13 protein-coding genes are annotated in these 16553 nt (G+C 64.1%); 10 read left to right on the top strand and 3 right to left on the bottom strand.

Translation table 11 applies throughout. From position 1 onward, the window contains the following. The first annotated feature begins 1 nt into the window (after position 1). The 3 genes from EOD29_RS07790 (at position 2) to EOD29_RS07780 (ending at position 5470) form a co-directional block, all read left to right on the top strand. Positions 2-1630: an alpha-D-glucose phosphate-specific phosphoglucomutase gene (locus EOD29_RS07790; RefSeq protein WP_127246358.1), complete on the top strand. Its 1629-nt coding sequence runs from the start codon at positions 2-4 to the stop codon at positions 1628-1630. Positions 1631-1826: 196 nt separating this feature from the next. Then, entirely contained in the window at positions 1827-3827 is a 2001-nt protein-coding gene (gene glgX, locus EOD29_RS07785; protein WP_127246357.1) for a glycogen debranching protein GlgX, read from the top strand. Beyond that, positions 3827-5470, top strand: coding sequence for an alpha-glucosidase family protein (locus EOD29_RS07780; RefSeq protein WP_127246356.1), 1644 nt, complete (start codon positions 3827-3829; stop codon positions 5468-5470). The genes glgX and EOD29_RS07780 overlap by 1 nt, the downstream gene beginning before the upstream one ends. A 6-nt stretch (positions 5471-5476) precedes the next feature. On the opposite strand, the gene EOD29_RS07775 is transcribed toward EOD29_RS07780, so the two are convergent. Next, complete coding sequence (locus tag EOD29_RS07775; RefSeq protein WP_127246355.1) at positions 5477-7297, bottom strand: pilus assembly protein TadG-related protein; 1821 nt, start codon at positions 7295-7297, stop codon at positions 5477-5479. Beyond that, positions 7294-7740: a TadE/TadG family type IV pilus assembly protein gene (locus tag EOD29_RS07770; protein WP_127246354.1), complete on the bottom strand. Its 447-nt coding sequence runs from the start codon at positions 7738-7740 to the stop codon at positions 7294-7296. The genes EOD29_RS07775 and EOD29_RS07770 overlap by 4 nt, the downstream gene beginning before the upstream one ends. Before the next feature lie 290 nt (positions 7741-8030). Between EOD29_RS07770 and EOD29_RS07765 the strand changes: the two genes are divergently transcribed. The 4 genes from EOD29_RS07765 to EOD29_RS07750 all read left to right on the top strand — a co-directional run bounded on the left by EOD29_RS07765 (position 8031) and on the right by EOD29_RS07750 (position 13472). Continuing rightward, positions 8031-9623: a peptide ABC transporter substrate-binding protein gene (locus EOD29_RS07765; RefSeq protein ID WP_127240834.1), complete on the top strand. Its 1593-nt coding sequence runs from the start codon at positions 8031-8033 to the stop codon at positions 9621-9623. A gap of 174 nt (positions 9624-9797) precedes the next feature. Beyond that, the gene (locus EOD29_RS07760) at positions 9798-10721 is read left to right on the top strand and encodes an ABC transporter permease subunit (protein ID WP_066997760.1); all 924 of its coding nucleotides are present in this window, start codon (positions 9798-9800) and stop codon (positions 10719-10721) included. Further along, positions 10714-11838, top strand: a complete 1125-nt coding sequence (locus tag EOD29_RS07755) for an ABC transporter permease subunit (protein ID WP_067327929.1) — start codon at positions 10714-10716, stop codon at positions 11836-11838. The genes EOD29_RS07760 and EOD29_RS07755 overlap by 8 nt, the downstream gene beginning before the upstream one ends. 17 nt (positions 11839-11855) lie before the next feature. After that, positions 11856-13472, top strand: a complete 1617-nt coding sequence (locus tag EOD29_RS07750; RefSeq protein ID WP_095800339.1) for an ABC transporter ATP-binding protein — start codon at positions 11856-11858, stop codon at positions 13470-13472. A 27-nt stretch (positions 13473-13499) separates the two neighbouring features. Here the strand turns inward: EOD29_RS07750 and EOD29_RS07745 are convergent, their stop codons facing one another. Next, on the bottom strand, positions 13500-13823 hold the full coding sequence (locus EOD29_RS07745; RefSeq protein WP_066997754.1) for a hypothetical protein: 324 nt from the start codon (positions 13821-13823) through the stop codon (positions 13500-13502). A gap of 350 nt (positions 13824-14173) precedes the next feature. Between EOD29_RS07745 and EOD29_RS07740 the strand changes: the two genes are divergently transcribed. From EOD29_RS07740 to EOD29_RS07730, 3 genes are all read left to right on the top strand, one after another. Continuing rightward, entirely contained in the window at positions 14174-14419 is a 246-nt protein-coding gene (locus EOD29_RS07740; protein WP_066997751.1) for an acyl carrier protein, read from the top strand. Positions 14420-14487: 68 nt separating this feature from the next. Next, positions 14488-15627 (top strand): acyl-CoA dehydrogenase family protein, encoded by a 1140-nt coding sequence (locus EOD29_RS07735; protein ID WP_095800338.1) that lies wholly within the window; start codon positions 14488-14490, stop codon positions 15625-15627. Between the two features lies 1 nt (position 15628). Next, positions 15629-16552 carry an amino acid--[acyl-carrier-protein] ligase gene (locus EOD29_RS07730; protein ID WP_127246353.1) on the top strand — a complete coding sequence of 308 codons (924 nt, stop codon included), beginning with the start codon at positions 15629-15631 and terminating at the stop codon, positions 16550-16552. Position 16553 lies beyond the last annotated feature (1 nt).

Here is a 16553-nt window from a genome sequence, read left to right as displayed (position 1 = left end):
CATGATCAAAACCGTCCCTACCAAACCCTATACCGACCAGAAGCCCGGCACCTCCGGCCTGCGCAAGAAGGTGCCTGTCTTCCAGCAGGAGCACTATGCCGAGAACTTCATCCAGTCGATCTTCGACGCGCTGGAAGGTTTTCAGGGCAAGACGCTGGTGATCGGCGGCGACGGCCGTTTCTACAACCGCGAGGTCATCCAGACGGCCATCGCCATGGCCGCTGCGAACGGCTTCGGCAAGGTGATGGTCGGGCAGGGCGGCATCCTGTCGACGCCGGCCGCGTCCAACATCATCCGCAAATACAAGACCTTTGGCGGCATCATCCTGTCGGCCAGCCACAATCCGGGAGGCCCGCACGAGGACTTCGGCATCAAATACAATGCCGGCAACGGCGGCCCTGCGCCGGAGAAGATCACCGACGCGATCTTCGAAAAGTCCAAGACGATCTCGAGCTTCAAGATCGCCGACATCGGCACCGTCGACATCGACACGATCGGCACCTTCCAAGCCGGCGGCATGGCGGTCGAGGTGTTCGACCCGGTCAAGGACTATGCCGAGCTGATGGAGAGCCTGTTCGACTTCGACGCCATCCGCGCGAATTTCAAATATGGCTTCCGCATGCGCTTCGACGCCATGCACGCGGTGACCGGCCCCTATGCCAAGGAGATCCTCGAGCGTAGGCTCGGCGCCCCGGCCGGGACCTGCCGCAATTTCAAGCCGCTGCCCGATTTCGGCGGCCATCACCCCGATCCGAACCTGGTCCATGCCAAACATCTCTATGACGAGATGATGGGGCCGGACGCGCCGGATTTCGGCGCCGCTTCCGACGGTGACGGCGACCGCAACCTGATCATCGGCAAGGGCATCTTCGTAACGCCCTCGGATTCTCTGGCGATGCTGGCCGCCAATGCGCATCTGGCGCCCGGCTACAAGGAAGGCCTGAAGGGCATCGCCCGCTCGATGCCGACCAGCGGAGCGGCCGATCGCGTCGCCGAGAAGCTCGGCGTCGGCATCTACGAGACGCCGACCGGCTGGAAGTTTTTCGGCAATCTGCTCGACGCCGGCATGGCGACGATCTGCGGCGAGGAAAGCGCCGGCACCGGTTCCAACCATGTGCGCGAGAAGGACGGGCTGTGGGCCGTGCTTCTGTGGCTCAACATCCTCGCCGTGCGCGGCGAGAGCTGCAAGGACATCGTCACCAAGCACTGGGAAACGTACGGCCGCAACTATTATTCGCGCCACGACTATGAGGAGGTCGAGACAGACCGCGCCAACGCACTGGTCGACGAATTGCGCGCCAAGCTCGGCTCGCTGCCCGGCACCAGCGTGCGCGGCATGAAGATCGCCAGTGCCGACGACTTCGCCTATCATGACCCGGTCGATAGCTCGGTCAGCAAGAACCAGGGCATCAGGATCCTGTTCGAGGGTGGCTCGCGCGTCGTCTTCCGCCTCTCCGGCACCGGCACTTCCGGCGCCACGCTGCGCGTCTATATCGAGCGTTACGAGCCCGACAAGGCGAGGCATGACCTCGACACGCAGGAAGCGCTCGCCGACCTCATCGCCGCCGCCGACGACATCGCCGGCATCAAGAGCCACACCGGTCGCAACAAGCCGAGCGTGATTACTTGAAAGTGGTGAGGATTTCCCCTTCTCCCCTTGTGGGAGAAGGTGGCCGAGCGAAGTTCGGACGGTTGAGGGGTGCTCCAGCTTGGCGCAAACCCGTGTCCAGAACATCGACGCCTCATTCCTTCCAACGCCCCTCATCCGTCTCGGCGCTGCGCGCCGATCCACCTTCTCCCACAAGGGGAGAAGGGGAGAGGCCCGCATGACCCTCGGCGCCAGCATCACTCCCGAAGGCATCCGCTTTGCCGTTTGCTCCTCATCGGCCAGACGTCTTTGGGTCTCGCTCTTCGACGACAGCGGCGCGCGCGAGATCGACCGGCTGGAACTCAACCCGGAAGGCGAGGGCGTGCATGCACTCCTTGTCCCCGGCCTTGGGAACGGCACGCGTTACGGTTTTCGCGCCGACGGTGACTACGTGCCGGAGCGCGGCTTATGGTTCGATCCGAACAAGCTTCTCGCCGACCCCTACGCCGTCGAGGTCGATCGTCCATACCAATATCACTGGAGGCTGGCCGCCAAACGCAATGAAGGCGCCGACACGTCCTCGCTCATGCCAAAGGCAATTGCGCATTCCCTGCCCAAACCGCAGCCGCCCCAGCCGCCGCTGTTCCGGCCCGGCGGCCTGATTTACGAACTCAACGTCCGCTCCTTCAGCAGGCTGCATCCGGACGTCCCCGAGGCCCAGCGCGGCACCATCGCCGCGCTTGCCCATCCGGCTGTCGTCGAGCATCTGAAGCGTCTCGGCGTCTCCGCCGTCGAGTTGATGCCGATCCCGGCCTCGATCGACGAGCGCCATCTGCCGCCGTTGGGGCTGAACAATGCCTGGGGCTACAACCCCGTCACCTTCATGGCGCTCGATCCGCGCCTGGCACCGGGCGGCCTGAGCGAATTGCGCGATACCGTCGCGGCGCTGCGTGAAGCGGGTATCGGCACGATCCTCGACCTCGTCTTCAACCACACCGGCGAAAGCGACCGGCTCGGGCCGACACTGTCGCTGCGCGGCCTCGACGCCCGGACCTATTACCGGCACATGCCGGACGGCCGACTGGCCAATGACACCGGCACCGGCAACACCGTCGCCTGCGACCACCCGGTCGTGCAGAGGATGGTGCTCGACACGCTGCGCCATTTCGTCCGCCATGCCGGCGTCGACGGCTTCCGCTTCGATCTGGCGCCGGTGCTCGGCCGCGTTGACGGCACGTTCGATCCGGAGGCGCCGCTTCTCGAAGCCATCGCCGGCGACCCCGTGCTCGCCGACCGCGTGCTGATCGCCGAGCCATGGGATATTGGCGCGACCGGCTACCAGCTCGGCAATTTCCGGCCGCCATACCTTGAATGGAACGACCGCTATCGCGATGACGTCCGGCGCTTTTGGCGCGGCGACGCGGGCGCGATCGGCGCTTTAGCCACGCGGCTTGCCGGTTCCTCCGATGTCTTCGGCAGGGCGGGCCAGCCGGTGAGCCGCAGCGTCAATTTCATCGCCGCGCATGACGGCATGACGCTGGCCGACATCGTTGCCTATGAGAAGAAGCACAATGCGGCCAACGGCGAGCACAATCGCGACGGCCACAATGACAATCTGTCGTGGAACAACGGTGTCGAGGGCGAGACCGATGACGCCGAAATCGCCAAGGCCCGCTTCGGTGACCAGCGCGCGCTGCTTGCGACGCTCTTTGCCTCGCGCGGCACCATCATGCTGACCGCCGGCGACGAGTTCGGCCGCACACAGAAGGGCAACAACAACGCCTATGCGCAGGACAACGCCATCACCTGGCTCGACTGGGCCGGCCGCGACCGGGCGCTGGAGCGGTACACAGCAGCGCTTGCGCAACTGCGCCGTGCCTTTCCGCCGTTATCCGACACGAATTTCCTGACCGGCAAAGCTGCAGACGGAATGGAAATCCCGGACGTCGAGTGGTTGACCGAAACCGGCGTGCCGCTCGGCGAGGCCGACTGGAACGACCCCGGCCGACACCGCCTCGTCATGATCCTCGGCGATAGCCAGCGCGGTCGCCTTGCCGTCATGGTCAATGGCGACCGCCGCCAATGCGTCTTCACCTTGCCGCTGCGAGATGGCTACGAGTGGCGTTCGGCGATCGACACGCAGGCGATCGACCTGGCGCGGCCGCTGCCCGGCCGCACCGTCAATTTCATGATCGAGCGCAGGGCGGCCGGAAACGCCCACGCCGGGAAGGGTCCGTAATGGCTGGTGGGAATGCCGAATGGTGGCGCGGCTGCGTGGTCTACCAGATCTATCCGCGCTCCTTCCAGGATACGACCGGCGACGGCAGCGGCGATCTCAAGGGGGTAACGTCGCGTCTTGCCCATGTCGCTTCGCTCGGCGTCGACGCCGTCTGGCTCTCGCCCTTCTTCAAGTCGCCGATGGCCGACATGGGCTATGACGTGTCGGACTATCGCGATGTCGATCCGATGTTCGGCACACTGGAGGATTTCGACGCGCTGGTCGCCGAGGCGCACCGGCTCGGCCTCAAGCTCATCATCGACCAGGTGATCTCGCATTCGTCCGACAAGCACGAATGGTTTGTCGAGAGCCGCGCCAGCCGTGACAACGCCAAGGCGGACTGGTATGTCTGGGCCGACGCCAAGCCGGATGGCAGTGCGCCCAACAACTGGCAATCGCTGTTCGGCGGGCCGGCCTGGGAGTGGGACGCCACCCGCCGGCAATACTACATGCACAATTTTCTCACCGCGCAGCCGGATCTGAATTTCCACAATCCGGAGGTGCAGGATGCGGTGCTTGACACCGTGCGCTTCTGGCTGGAGCGCGGCGTTGACGGGTTCCGGCTGGATACCGTGAACTACTATGTCCACGACCGCTGGCTGCGCGACAACCCGCCGCTGGCTTCAAGCGTCGCCGGCACCAACGCCGCCACCACCACCTACGCCTTCCAGGAGCATCTCTTCGACAAGACGCGCCCCGAGAATCTCGATTTCCTGAAGCGCTTGCGCGCGTTGCTCGACGAATATCCGGACCGTGCCGCCGTCGGCGAAGTGGGCGACGAGGAGCGCTCGCTGCAGACGCTCGCCGCCTACACCTCCGGCCGCGACAAATTGCAGATGTGCTACACTTTCGACCTGCTCGGCCCGCAATTTTCGGCCGCTCATGTGCGCGGCTGCGTCGAGGCGTTCGAGAACGCGGTTGCCGACGGCTGGGTCTGCTGGGCCTTCTCCAACCACGACGTCATGCGCCATGTCAGCCGCTGGACGCAGCCGGGCGAAAATCCTGATGCGGTAGCGAAATTCGCGATCGCGCTGCTGTCCTGCCTGCGCGGCTCGATCTGCCTCTACCAGGGCGAGGAGCTTGGGCTGGAGGAAGCCGAGCTTGCCTATGAGGACCTGCGCGATCCGCTGGGCGTCCGTTTTTGGCCGGGCGTGAAGGGCAGGGACGGCTGCCGCACCCCGATGGTGTGGGAGGCCGGGACCGAAATTGGTGGCTTCTCCGCGGGCAAGCCCTGGCTGCCGGTACCGCCGTCGCATCGCGCCCGCGCGGTCGATGTGCAGGAGGGCGAGGACGGTTCTGTCCTTGCCGCCTATCGCTCGATGCTGGCCTTGCGCAAGCGCCATCCGGCGCTGATCGCCGGCTCGATCCGGTTCCTAGGGGCGGAGGGCGATGTGCTTGCTTTCATCCGTCAGCGCGAAAACGAGAACTTGCTATGCGTCTTCAACTTCGCCGGTGAGCCGGCGAACTGGACGCTGCCGGCCGAGATCAGCGATGTCGAGATAACGGTTCTTGCCGTAGACGTCGCCGGCGTTCTTGGCGGTGTTCTCGGAGAAACTGCGCTGGCGCTGCCGCCTGTAGGGTACTTCGTCGGGAGAATTGGCTGACGGTCGCTACTGCACCAGCACCGAGCGTCCGCAAGTCGCGCCGGTGACCCGCACATAGGCCTCGCCGACATGCACGCCAAGCACCGCAAGCACATTGTAGACGAGGTTGTCGACCGGCGCGGTGACGCCGTTGAGCAGCGTCGTCACCGCCGGCTTCACCGTGCCGAGCAGGGTGGTCGCGTCGAGACCGAGGCCGAGCGCGTTGACCGTCAGCGACAGGTTGTTCACCAGCGAGGTGGTGAGCGACTGCGTCAGGTTCTTGGTCGACACTGTCTTGATCGCCTTGTTGGCGATCTCGGTGGCGCTGAAGGTCAGGTTCGTCGGCGCCATGCTGGTGACCGAGAAGGCCGACGATCCCTTGATCTGCAGGAGATTGAGGTTGGCCAGCAGCATCTTGAGGCTGACGTCGGCGATGTCGGCGTCGCTGAAGGATTGCGGCTTGCCGAAGTCTGCGAAGCCGCTGGCGTTGCTGTCGGCGAGATGGGCCGCGACGACGCCCGGCTGCGCGGCGATGGAGACCTTGATGCTGGAGGGCCCGGTCGGGCAGCTGATGTCGGTCAGCTTGGCTTCGGCATAGGCGACCTCGATATTGAGCGGCAAGTTGACGGCAAGCAGCTTGACGCCGCCCCCCAAATTCATTCCGGCTGTGCCATTTCCGGTGCCGTTGCCAAAGCCATTGCCGTTGTTCCCGTTTCCAATCCCGACGCTGGGATTGAGCTTGATGCGCGTCTGCGCCGTGCGCACCACTGTGCCCAATTCTCCCACCGCCAGCCATGGCGAGGACTGCATGGGTTCGCCGATGGCGACCTGGAGCGTAGTCGATGTCAGTCCCGGTATCGTCGCCCCGAGGTCGACCGTAACCTGGTTCGTGCCGTTGGCGAGCGCCGCGGCTGCGCTCACCATGCTCATGGCGCTGGCGCTGACCGAAAGCCCGGCGGGCTTCTGTCCGAGCCCCAGACTGCCCACCGAACCGAGGTCGACGAGATGGCCAAGCGGGATCTTGACCGAGTTGGTGGCGCTCGAGGCCATGGTCTGCAGCGCGAGCTTGGCGGTGCGGTCGAGCCCGGGCACGTTGGCCATCGCGGTGGTGATCTGGCCGACCGTTGCCTTCGAGCCGAGCACATCCGAATAGGTACCGCCGGTCAGACGCAGCTGCGTCGCCAGCGCATCGGTGAAGGAGAGCACGTCGACATCGGCCGAGATCAGCGAATTGTAGTCCATCACGCTGAGTGAGAGGTTGCCGCCCAGAAGCGCGCCGAGCAGCGCATTGAGGATGCCGCCATTGACGCTGGCGAGCCGCGATCCGACCGAGAATGCTGCTGCGGGCTGGGCGCTTGCGGTGGCTGTCGTGCCGATCACCGGCGGGGCCATCACCGAAGCGGCGAAATAGAGCGTGCCGAGCTTCTTCATCGACACCTGGACGGCATTATAGGGCAGCTTGCCCGCTTCGAAGCGGCTGCCGGCCGCGATGGAACTGACCCCCGAATAGCGTCCGGGCACGACCTCGACGACCGCCTTGCTGCCGGTCGGCTCGATTTTGGTGCCCTGCTGCTGCACGGCGACGGACGTGATTCCGTTGTCCCTCAGCGTCGTCAGCACGGCTTGCTGGGCTTTGTTGATGTTGGCGGCGGCGGTGATCGCGGCGAGGTCGACGATCGACTGCGCGGCGCGGCGTTCGTTATAAAGCGAGCCCTCATCGATCGCGAACGCGGTCAGCGTCAGCGCCACTGGCGTGCAGAGCGCGGTCATAACCGCGAAATTGGCGCGCCGGTCGGCGATCAGCCGTCGCGCAGCGTCCATCACTCTCCCCGCGGAGTAGCGCATCATATGCCTCCGACCCGGATCGTCGACTGGCGCTGGATCGTGGTGCCCGGCAACGGCAGCGTCCGGAACAGGCTCCAGATCGGCAGGTCGCGCGCGTCATAGCTGACTGAGACGATGAACTGGCTGCCGTCGACGGTACTGTCCTTGGCGTCGACCGTCAGCTTTTTCGGGTCGACAAAAGCATAGCCGGCGACGTCATGGCTGATGAAATCGGTGACCAGCGCCTGGCGCTCCGTCTGGTTGAGGCCGGCGATCGCCGTTCGCGCCGCGTCGGCGGCGATCTGCTGGACCGAATGGCTGGCGCCGAAATAGATTCCGTATGCAATCATTCCGAGCAATAGCAGGATGAAGATCGGCGCCAGCATGGCGAATTCGACCGCAGACGTGCCCGCGGCGTCAGCCCGGAAACGGAACCAAGGAGCAAGGAAATTTCGGTTCTTCAGCATGGGCCGGAGAATGCCAAAACCTGCTTGCAAAAACAGAAAACGGCTGGGACAACCGAAAGGTGCACACAGTTGAACGGGACGCCTAAGCTTTAGATATCGCTGTTTTAGCGAAACGCTGCTCACTCAACGTCAAGCAGCGGGCAGTTGAAATAAGATATTCCTCTGTCTAGTCTCCCGCCACCAGCCGCCGGAAGGGAACCGGGGCGCGCTCAAAAGGGACCCGTTGACGGTTCCGGGGCGTCAACACTCAAGGCGTGGTTGAGGGGCCGCGCCAACAAGGGAGAGACTTCATGCTCAAAAACCTGCTGAAGGCGACCGTGTTCGCCACCACGATGGCCTTGGCGACCGGTGCTTTCTACACGCCCGCCTTTGCCGAGACCGTCTACAATCGCGGATCCGCTGCCGAGGCGGAGACGGTCGATCCGCACAAGACGTCGACGGTCTACGAGGCCGATATTATACGCGACCTGTTCCAGGGCCTCGTCATGCATGACCCGAAGACGAACCTCATTCCGGGCGCCGCCGAAAGCTGGACGGTGTCCGACGACGGCACTGTCTACACCTTCAAGCTGCGCAAGGACGGCCTGTGGTCGGATGGCAGCCCGGTGACGGCGGACGACTTCGTCTACTCGTTCCATCGGCTGGAAGACCCGGCCACCGCTGCAGAATACGCCTCAATGCTGTATCCGGTGAAAGGCGCCGAGGACTTCAATACCAAGAAAGGCAAGGCTGAGGATATGGGCGTGAAGGCGATCGACGCCAACACTCTGCAAGTCACGCTGAAGGCTCCGACGCCCTACTTCCTGGAGATGCTGACCCACCAGGCGACCTATCCGGTCAACAAGGCTTCGATCGACAAGCTCGGCGCGGACTGGATCAAACCGGGCAAGCTGGTCTCCAACGGCGCCTATACGCTGGCGGAGTGGATTCCCAACGACCACATGAAACTGGTCAAGAACCCGAAGTTCTGGGACGCCGCGAGCGTCAAGCTCGACGTGGTCAACTACATCCCGACCGAGGATCGCTCGTCCGCGATGAAGCGCTTCGAGGCCGGCGAACTCGATAGCTATGGCGACCTGCCGACCGAACAGCTCGCCGATCTCAAAACCAAATTCGGTGACCAGATCCGTGTGGGGCCATATCTCGGCACCTATTATTATGCGGTCAAGACCGACAAGGCGCCTTGGGACAACGTCGAGCTGCGCAACGCCATCTCGATGGCGATCGATCGCGACTTCCTCGCCGAGAAGGTCTGGCAGAACTCTATGCTGCCCGGCTATTCGATGGTGCCTCCGGGCATCGACGGCTACACGCCGGCACTGGCCAAATACGCCGACATGTCTCAGATCGACCGCGAGGATGCGGCCAAGAAAGTGCTGGAAAAGCTTGGCTATACACCCGAGCATCCGTTGAAGATGGAGATCCGCTACAACACCTCGGAGAACCACAAGAACACCGCGGTCGCCATCCAGGAACAGCTGAAGCCGCTCGGCATCGAGGTGACGCTGCTCAACACCGACACCAAGACCCACTATGGCTTCCTCGAGCAGAAGGGCAACTACGACGTCGCCCGCGCCGCCTGGATCGCCGACTACAAGGATCCGGAGACCTTCCTCGGCATCTCGCGCAAGGCGAGCGGCAACAACTACTCGAACTATAACAGCCCTGCCTATGAAGCCGCCATGGACAAGGCGGCCGCCGCCGGCGGCAAGCCTGAGGAGCGCATGAAGGACCTCGCCGCAGCGGAGCGCATCCTCGTCGACGATGTCGGCCAAATCCCGCTGCTCTACTACAGCTACCACGACATCGTTTCCTCCAAGCTGCATGGCTTCGAGGACAATGTGATGGACATTCATCCGTCTCGCTTCATCTCCAAGGACTGACAAGGAACCTTGGCCGTGCCGCCGCTCTCTTTTAGGGAGCGGCGGCCGCGGTCTGTCGTCGTGCCGGGCCGAAAGTCGCATTGGATTTTCGGCGATCGCGGTGCGAAGATCAGAGATGCCAGCGCGCCACGATCTCGTCTGGAGAGCCGTCGCCCTGGCTGAAGCGGGGCGCCGATGCTGCGTTATGTCTTCCGGCGGCTATTGACCGCCATCCCGACGCTGTTCGTCATCGTGACGGTGGCGTTCTTCCTGATCCGCGTCGCGCCAGGCGGCCCGTTCAACCAGGAGCGGGGCTTGAGCCCCGAGATCAGGGCCAATCTCGAAGCCCAGTTCGGCCTCGACGATCCGCTCTGGCTGCAATATCTCCACTATCTCGGCAATCTTTTGCGCGGCAGTTTCGGACCGAGCTACAACCTGCCGGATTTCACCGTCACCGAACTCTTCGCCAAGGGCCTGCCGATCTCGGTGCAGATCGGTACCTCGGCGCTGGTGCTGGCGCTGCTGCTCGGCTCGATCCTCGGCACGATCGCGGCGCTCAACCAGAATAAAATAGCCGACTATTCGGTGATCGCCTTAGCCACCGCCGGCAGCACCATCCCCACCTTCGTCACCGCGCCGGTGATCCAGCTCGTCTTCGGCCTTTCCTGGAAGCTGTTGCCGATCGGCGGCTGGGGCGACGGCGCCTTAATCAACAAGGTCGGGCCGGTGCTGACGCTTGCCCTGCCGCAGATCGCCATCGTCGCCCGCCTGATGCGCGGCTCGATGATCGAGAGCCTGCGCTCGCACCACATCCGCACCGCCCGCGCGCTCGGCCTCTCCGACTGGTCGGTGGTGGTCAAGCACGCGCTGCGCGGCGCCGTGCTGCCGATCGTCTCCTTCACCGGTCCGGCGGCGGCGGCGCTGCTCACCGGCTCGATCATCGTCGAGACCATCTTCTCCATTCCAGGTGTCGGCCGCTACTTCGTCGACGCCGCGCTCAACCGCGACTACACGCTGGTCATGGGAACTGTGGTGGTGATCGCGCTCTTCACCATCGTTTTCAACCTGATCGTCGATCTTCTCTATGCGGTCGTCGATCCGAGGGTGCGCTATGACTGAGCTTGCCGTAGCCGCTCCGGAGCCGATCGTCGGCCGCTCGCTCTGGGGCAATGCTTGGGCGCGGCTGAAGCGCAACCGCGCCGCCATGTTCAGCCTCTACTATCTGGCATTCATTGCCGTCATCAGCGTATTCGGCCCTATGGTCGTGCCGCATGAATACACGACCATCTACGGCGACTATGTGCGCACGCCGCCGAGCCTGTCGGCCTATCCGAAGCCCGACATGATCCAGGGTGCGCTGAGCGACGCGATCAAACGCATGCGCGTCGACATCAAGGAGTGGCACCAAGACGGCAGCCGCGTCGTCGTCACCGTCACCTCCAAGAAGCCGATCGACGACCGCAATATCCGCTATCTCGACCGCTCCGACGCCTTCGACGACACGAAGATCGAGAGCAAGTCGCCCGATGGGCTCGAAATGACCATGAGCTCGGCCGTCAAGCAGCAGTATTTCTTCTTCGGCACCGACAACACCGGGCGCGATCTCTTGTCTCGCACGCTGATGGCCGGGCGCATTTCGCTCGCGATCGGCCTGCTTGCCGGTGTCGTCGCCGGCGTCATCGGCGTGATCTACGGCGCGACGGCCGGCTTTGCCGGCGGCAGGGTCGACGAGGTGATGATGCGCATCGTCGACGTGCTTTACTCGCTGCCCTTCATCTTCTTCGTCATCATGCTGGTGGTGTTCTTCGGCCGCAACTTCGTGCTGATGTTCCTGGCGGTGGGGGCGGTGCTGTGGCTCGACATGGCGCGCATCGTGCGCGGCCAGGCGCTGTCGATCCGCAGGCAAGAATACGTTCAGGCGGCGGAAGCGATGGGCGTCGGCCAGCGCGGCATCCTCGTGCGCCACGTCATCCCCAACCTGCTCGGGCCGGTGGTGATCTACATGACGCTGCTGGTGCCGCAGGTCATCATCCTGGAAAGCTTCCTGTCCTTCCTCGGGCTTGGCGTGCAGGAGCCGATGACCAGTTGGGGCGTGCTGATTTCGGTCGGTGCCAAGAACATCGGCTATGCCAACTGGCTGCTGTTGTTCCCGGCCTTCTTCCTCGTTTCGACGCTGTTCGCGCTGAACTTTGTCGGCGACGGCCTGCGCGACGCGCTCGACCCCAAAGATCGATAAGGATGGGGATCGCTGACATGGCTTCCGAAACGATCCTCAGCGTCAAGGACCTGCGCGTCCGCTTCCAGACCCTCGACGGCACGGTCGAGGCGGTGAAGGGCATCAGCATAAAGGTCAATGCCGGCGAGACCGTCGCCGTCGTCGGCGAATCCGGATCCGGCAAGAGCCAGACGATGATGGCCGCGATGAGCCTGCTTTCCTCCAATGGCGAAGCGACCGGCCAGGTCGACTACCGCGGCCGCAACCTCCTGGAGATGACCAAGAGCGAGCTCAACAAGGTTCGCGGCCGCAAGATCAGCATGATCTTCCAGGAGCCGATGACCTCGCTCGATCCGCTCTACACCATCGGCAACCAGCTCATCGAGCCGATCCGCCGCCATCGCGGCCTGAGCGCCCAGGCCGCACGTGAAGAGGCGCTGAAGCTGTTGAGACTGGTGCACATCCCCGATCCCGAGCGGCGGATGAAATCCTATCCGCACGAAATGTCGGGCGGCCAGCGCCAGCGCGTCATGATCGCGATGGCTTTGGCGAACGATCCCGATATTCTGATCGCCGACGAGCCGACGACGGCGCTGGACGTCACCATTCAGGCGCAGATCCTGATGCTGCTTGCCGAACTGCAGCGCAAGCTCGGCATGGCGATCGTCTTCATCACCCATGATCTCGGCATCGTCCGCCGTTTCGCCGACCGCGTCTATGTCATGCGCCAGGGCGAGGTGGTGGAAGAGGGCGAGGCGGAAGCGCTTTTCGCCAATCCGCAGCACGCCTACACCAAGATGCTGCTCGCCGCCGAGCCGACCGGCACCAAGGCGGCCGCGCCCGCCAATTCGCCCGTGCTGCTCGAAGGCCGCAACGTCGAGGTCGTCTTCAAGATCGGCGGTGGTTTTCTCGGCGGCGAGCCGCTGATGTTGCGGGCCGTCGACAAGATATCGATCCGGCTGAAGCGCAACCAGACGATCGGCATCGTCGGCGAGTCCGGCTCCGGCAAATCGACGCTCGGCCGCGCGCTGCTGCGGCTGCTCCCCAGCGACGGCGTCATCCGCTTTGGCGACCGCGACATCTCAGAGGCCGACCGCCACGCGATGCGGCCGCTGCGGCGCGAATTGCAGCTCGTCTTCCAGGATCCGTTTGGCTCGCTGTCGCCGCGCATGACGGTTGGCCAGGTCATCACCGAAGGGCTTTTGGTGCACGAGCCTTCGCTGACGGGCAAACAGCGCGACCAGCGTGCCGTCGAGGCGTTGCGCGAGGTCGGCCTCGACCCCAACGCGCGCAACCGCTACCCGCATGAGTTCTCCGGCGGCCAGCGCCAGCGCATCGCCATTGCCCGCGCTATGATCCTGAAGCCGAAAGTGGTGGTGCTTGATGAGCCGACCTCGGCGCTCGACCGCTCGGTGCAGAAGCAGATCGTCGAGCTATTGCGCAAGCTGCAGTCGGACCACGGACTGTCCTACCTCTTCATCAGCCACGACCTCGCAGTGGTGCGCGCCATGGCCGACTACATCATCGTCATGAAGCAGGGAAAGATCGTCGAGGAAGGGCCGGCCGAGGAGATCTTCGGCAATCCGCGGGAAGCCTACACGCAGACACTGATGAAGGCGGCGATCGATACGACCAGGTTCCGCATCAGCGCTTGAGACTTCCGCTGCTCGGCGACGCCCTAGTCACTGCGAGGACGGGCAGCGGCTCTTCCTGGCCGCGATGATCGCCTGCTGCTGTTGCTGCAGCCGCTCGATCCTGGCGGTATCGCGATTGGCCACGACCGTCTTCACGCGCTCGCCGCCGAGCAGCCAAGTCGGCACGCTGGTATTGGCGACCTTGCCGCGGCTGATCGCCGTCCGCGAAATATCGGTGGCGGTGTCGCCGAGCGCGCTGTTGAGCTCGGCGCAGCTCATCCCGTCGTATTTCGCCGGATTGATCGACGCAACACTCGACGAGCAGCCTGCGATCAAGGTCAACGGCAAGAGAGCCCGCAGCGTGAACTTCATACTCTTACCCCGGTCTCGCCGTTCCAAAAATCGTCCAGCAGCTCTCGAATGGGATAGCGGCAACCATTAGGCCAAAGTGAGGGCCTATTGTCGACCATTTATCTGATTGATTGATTGACGGCAGGCTTTTGCGGAAGGCTGGCGGCGGCGAAAGCGCGTGGCTTGATATCGATGCGGATACAGAGCCACAAGAAACGCCGGACAGAGGTCCGTCCGAATCGAGAGCCGTAAAATTGTATTGCGGTCCGTTACCGATCCTTAGGCATGGTTGAAACTGCTCTGCGGCATTAACGCCACGGTTGCGTTGCGTCTGCGATATTGCCGGCTGCACAACGCAAGGTGGGGCCTCCATGATTGACCAGATACGCTCGCTGCTCGAGCAGCATCCGATGATTCCGCTGAATTTCGGCGCGCTCGCCGACGACGCCAATCTCTATGACGCGGGGCTGACCTCCTTCGCCTCAGTGCAGATGATGCTGGCGCTCGAAGAGGAGTTCGACATCGAATTCCCCGAGACGATGCTGACGCGGCGCACCTTCTCTTCGCTGGCCAGCATCGCGGATGCGGTTTCGCAGTTGACGCGCAAGGCGGCGTAGCCATGAACGTGTTGAGAAAGATAGAGGCGGCCTCGCTCGCGGAGGCGCCCGAAGCCGCGACCGAGCGCATGCGCCGCGTCGCCGAGATCGCCGCCGGCCATGCCGACCCCGTCGACAAGGAGGGGCGTTTCCCGGCGGAGACGATCGAGGCGCTGAAGCGCGAGCGCCTGCTCGGCGTGGCGATCCCGATCGAGCATGGCGGCGAGGGGCTCGGCACGATGCAGATCGCCGACCTCATCGTGCAGCTCGGCCAGGCCTGCGGCTCGAGCGCGATGATCTATGCCATGCATCAGATCAAGACGTCGAGCTTTGTCACTCACGGAGGCGCCAGCGATTGGCACCGCGCTTATATGCGGCGCATCGCCGACGAGCAGCTTCTGATGGCTTCGGCGACTACGGAGGCCGGCATCGGCGGCAATTTGCGCAACTCGATCTGTGCGGTCGAGGTCGCCGGCGGGCGCTTCGCGTTGACCAAGGAAGCCACCGTCATCTCCTATGGCAACTATGCCGACGCCATCCTCGCCACGGCGCGTCGCGCCCCCGATGCGGCCAGCTCCGATCAGGTGATGGTGGTGATCCCGGCCGACGGCAACCGCACGCTTGAGCGCACGTCGGTGTGGGACACGCTCGGCATGCGCGGCACCTGCTCCGACGGCTTTCATCTGGTCGCCACGGGTGACGCGGCGCAGATATTCCCGAAGCCGTTCTCCGAGATCGCGGCGCAGTCGATGCTGGCCAGCTCGCACATCTTCTGGGCGGCGACCTGGTTCGGCATCACCGCCGACGCCTTCAATCGGGCGCAGGCCTTCGTCAAGGCGGCGGCGCGCAAGCAGCCCGACTCCATGCCGCCGGGCGCGCTGAGGCTTGCCGAAGCGGCCGCCCTTTTGCAGGAGATGAAAGGCCACCTTGCGGCCGCCATCCACCGCTTCGAAGCGGCCGCGGGCGACGACGACGCGCTGTCTTCGATCGGCTTCGCCGCCGAGATCAACGCGCTGAAGGTCGCGGCCAGCGAGAAGGCCGGCGCCGTGGTGCGTCTCGCCATGCTGGTCAACGGCATTCTTGGCTACAAGAACGGTACCCCGTTCAGCGTCGGCCGGCACCTGCGCGACGTGACCTCGGCGCCGGTGATGATCTCCAACGACCGCATCCTTTCCAATACCGCGACGCTCATGCTGATGAGCCGCTTCGACACCGGCCTGGGGAGCTGAGATGGACGCCAAGACATTCGACTCCAAGTCGCTGCTCGACAGCCTGTTCGAGAACGGCATCCTGTTCGAATCCGGCGTCGACGGCCTTTATGGCCGTTCGGGCGCATTCGAGGACGTGATCGAGCGGTTCGAGCGTCTCGTCACCCGCCACGGCGCGCCCGACAAGGCCACCCGCATCCATTTTCCGCCGGGCATGAGCCGCGCGACGCTGGAGAAGAGCGGCTACATGAAGAGCTTCCCGCAGCTTGCCGGCTGCGTGCATTCCTTCATGGGCGGCGAGCGGGAGCATGCGCAACTGCTCGGCATGATGGCTGACGGCGGAGACTGGACGGAGCTGCAGAAGGCGACGGACCTCGCGCTGACGCCTGCCGCCTGCTATCCGCTCTATCCCACCATCGCCGCGCGCGGCCCGGTGCCAGCGCAGGGCCTGCTTTTCGAACTCTCCTCCTACTGCTTCCGCCACGAGCCGTCGAAAGATCCGGCGCGCATGCAGCTTTTCCGCATGCGCGAGTTCGTCAAGATCGGCACGGCCGAGCAGGTGCGCTCGTTCCGCGAAAGCTGGCTGAAGCGCGGCAGGGCCATGATCGAGTCGCTCGACCTGCCTTGCGAGGTCGATCTTGCCAACGATCCGTTCTTCGGCCGTGGCGGCAGGATGATGGCCAACAACCAGCGCGATCAGGGCTTGAAGTTCGAGCTGCTGATTCCGGTGACCAGCATCGAGAAGCCGACCGCCTGCTTGAGCTTCAATTATCACCAGGACCATTTTGGCCAGACCTGGGGCCTGAAGTTCGCCGACGGGGAGTTCTGCCATTCGGCCTGCGTCGGCTTCGGGCTGGAGCGCGTGGCGCTGGCGCTGTTCCGCCACCATGGGCCGGACACGGAAGCCTGGCCGGCGGCGGTCCGCGACGTGCTCTGGAGCGTGTGAG

The organism is Mesorhizobium sp. M1A.T.Ca.IN.004.03.1.1, from assembly GCF_003997555.1.
In the GTDB taxonomy this organism is placed as follows: domain Bacteria; phylum Pseudomonadota; class Alphaproteobacteria; order Rhizobiales; family Rhizobiaceae; genus Mesorhizobium.
This window is presented reverse-complemented; position numbering and strand designations above follow the sequence as displayed.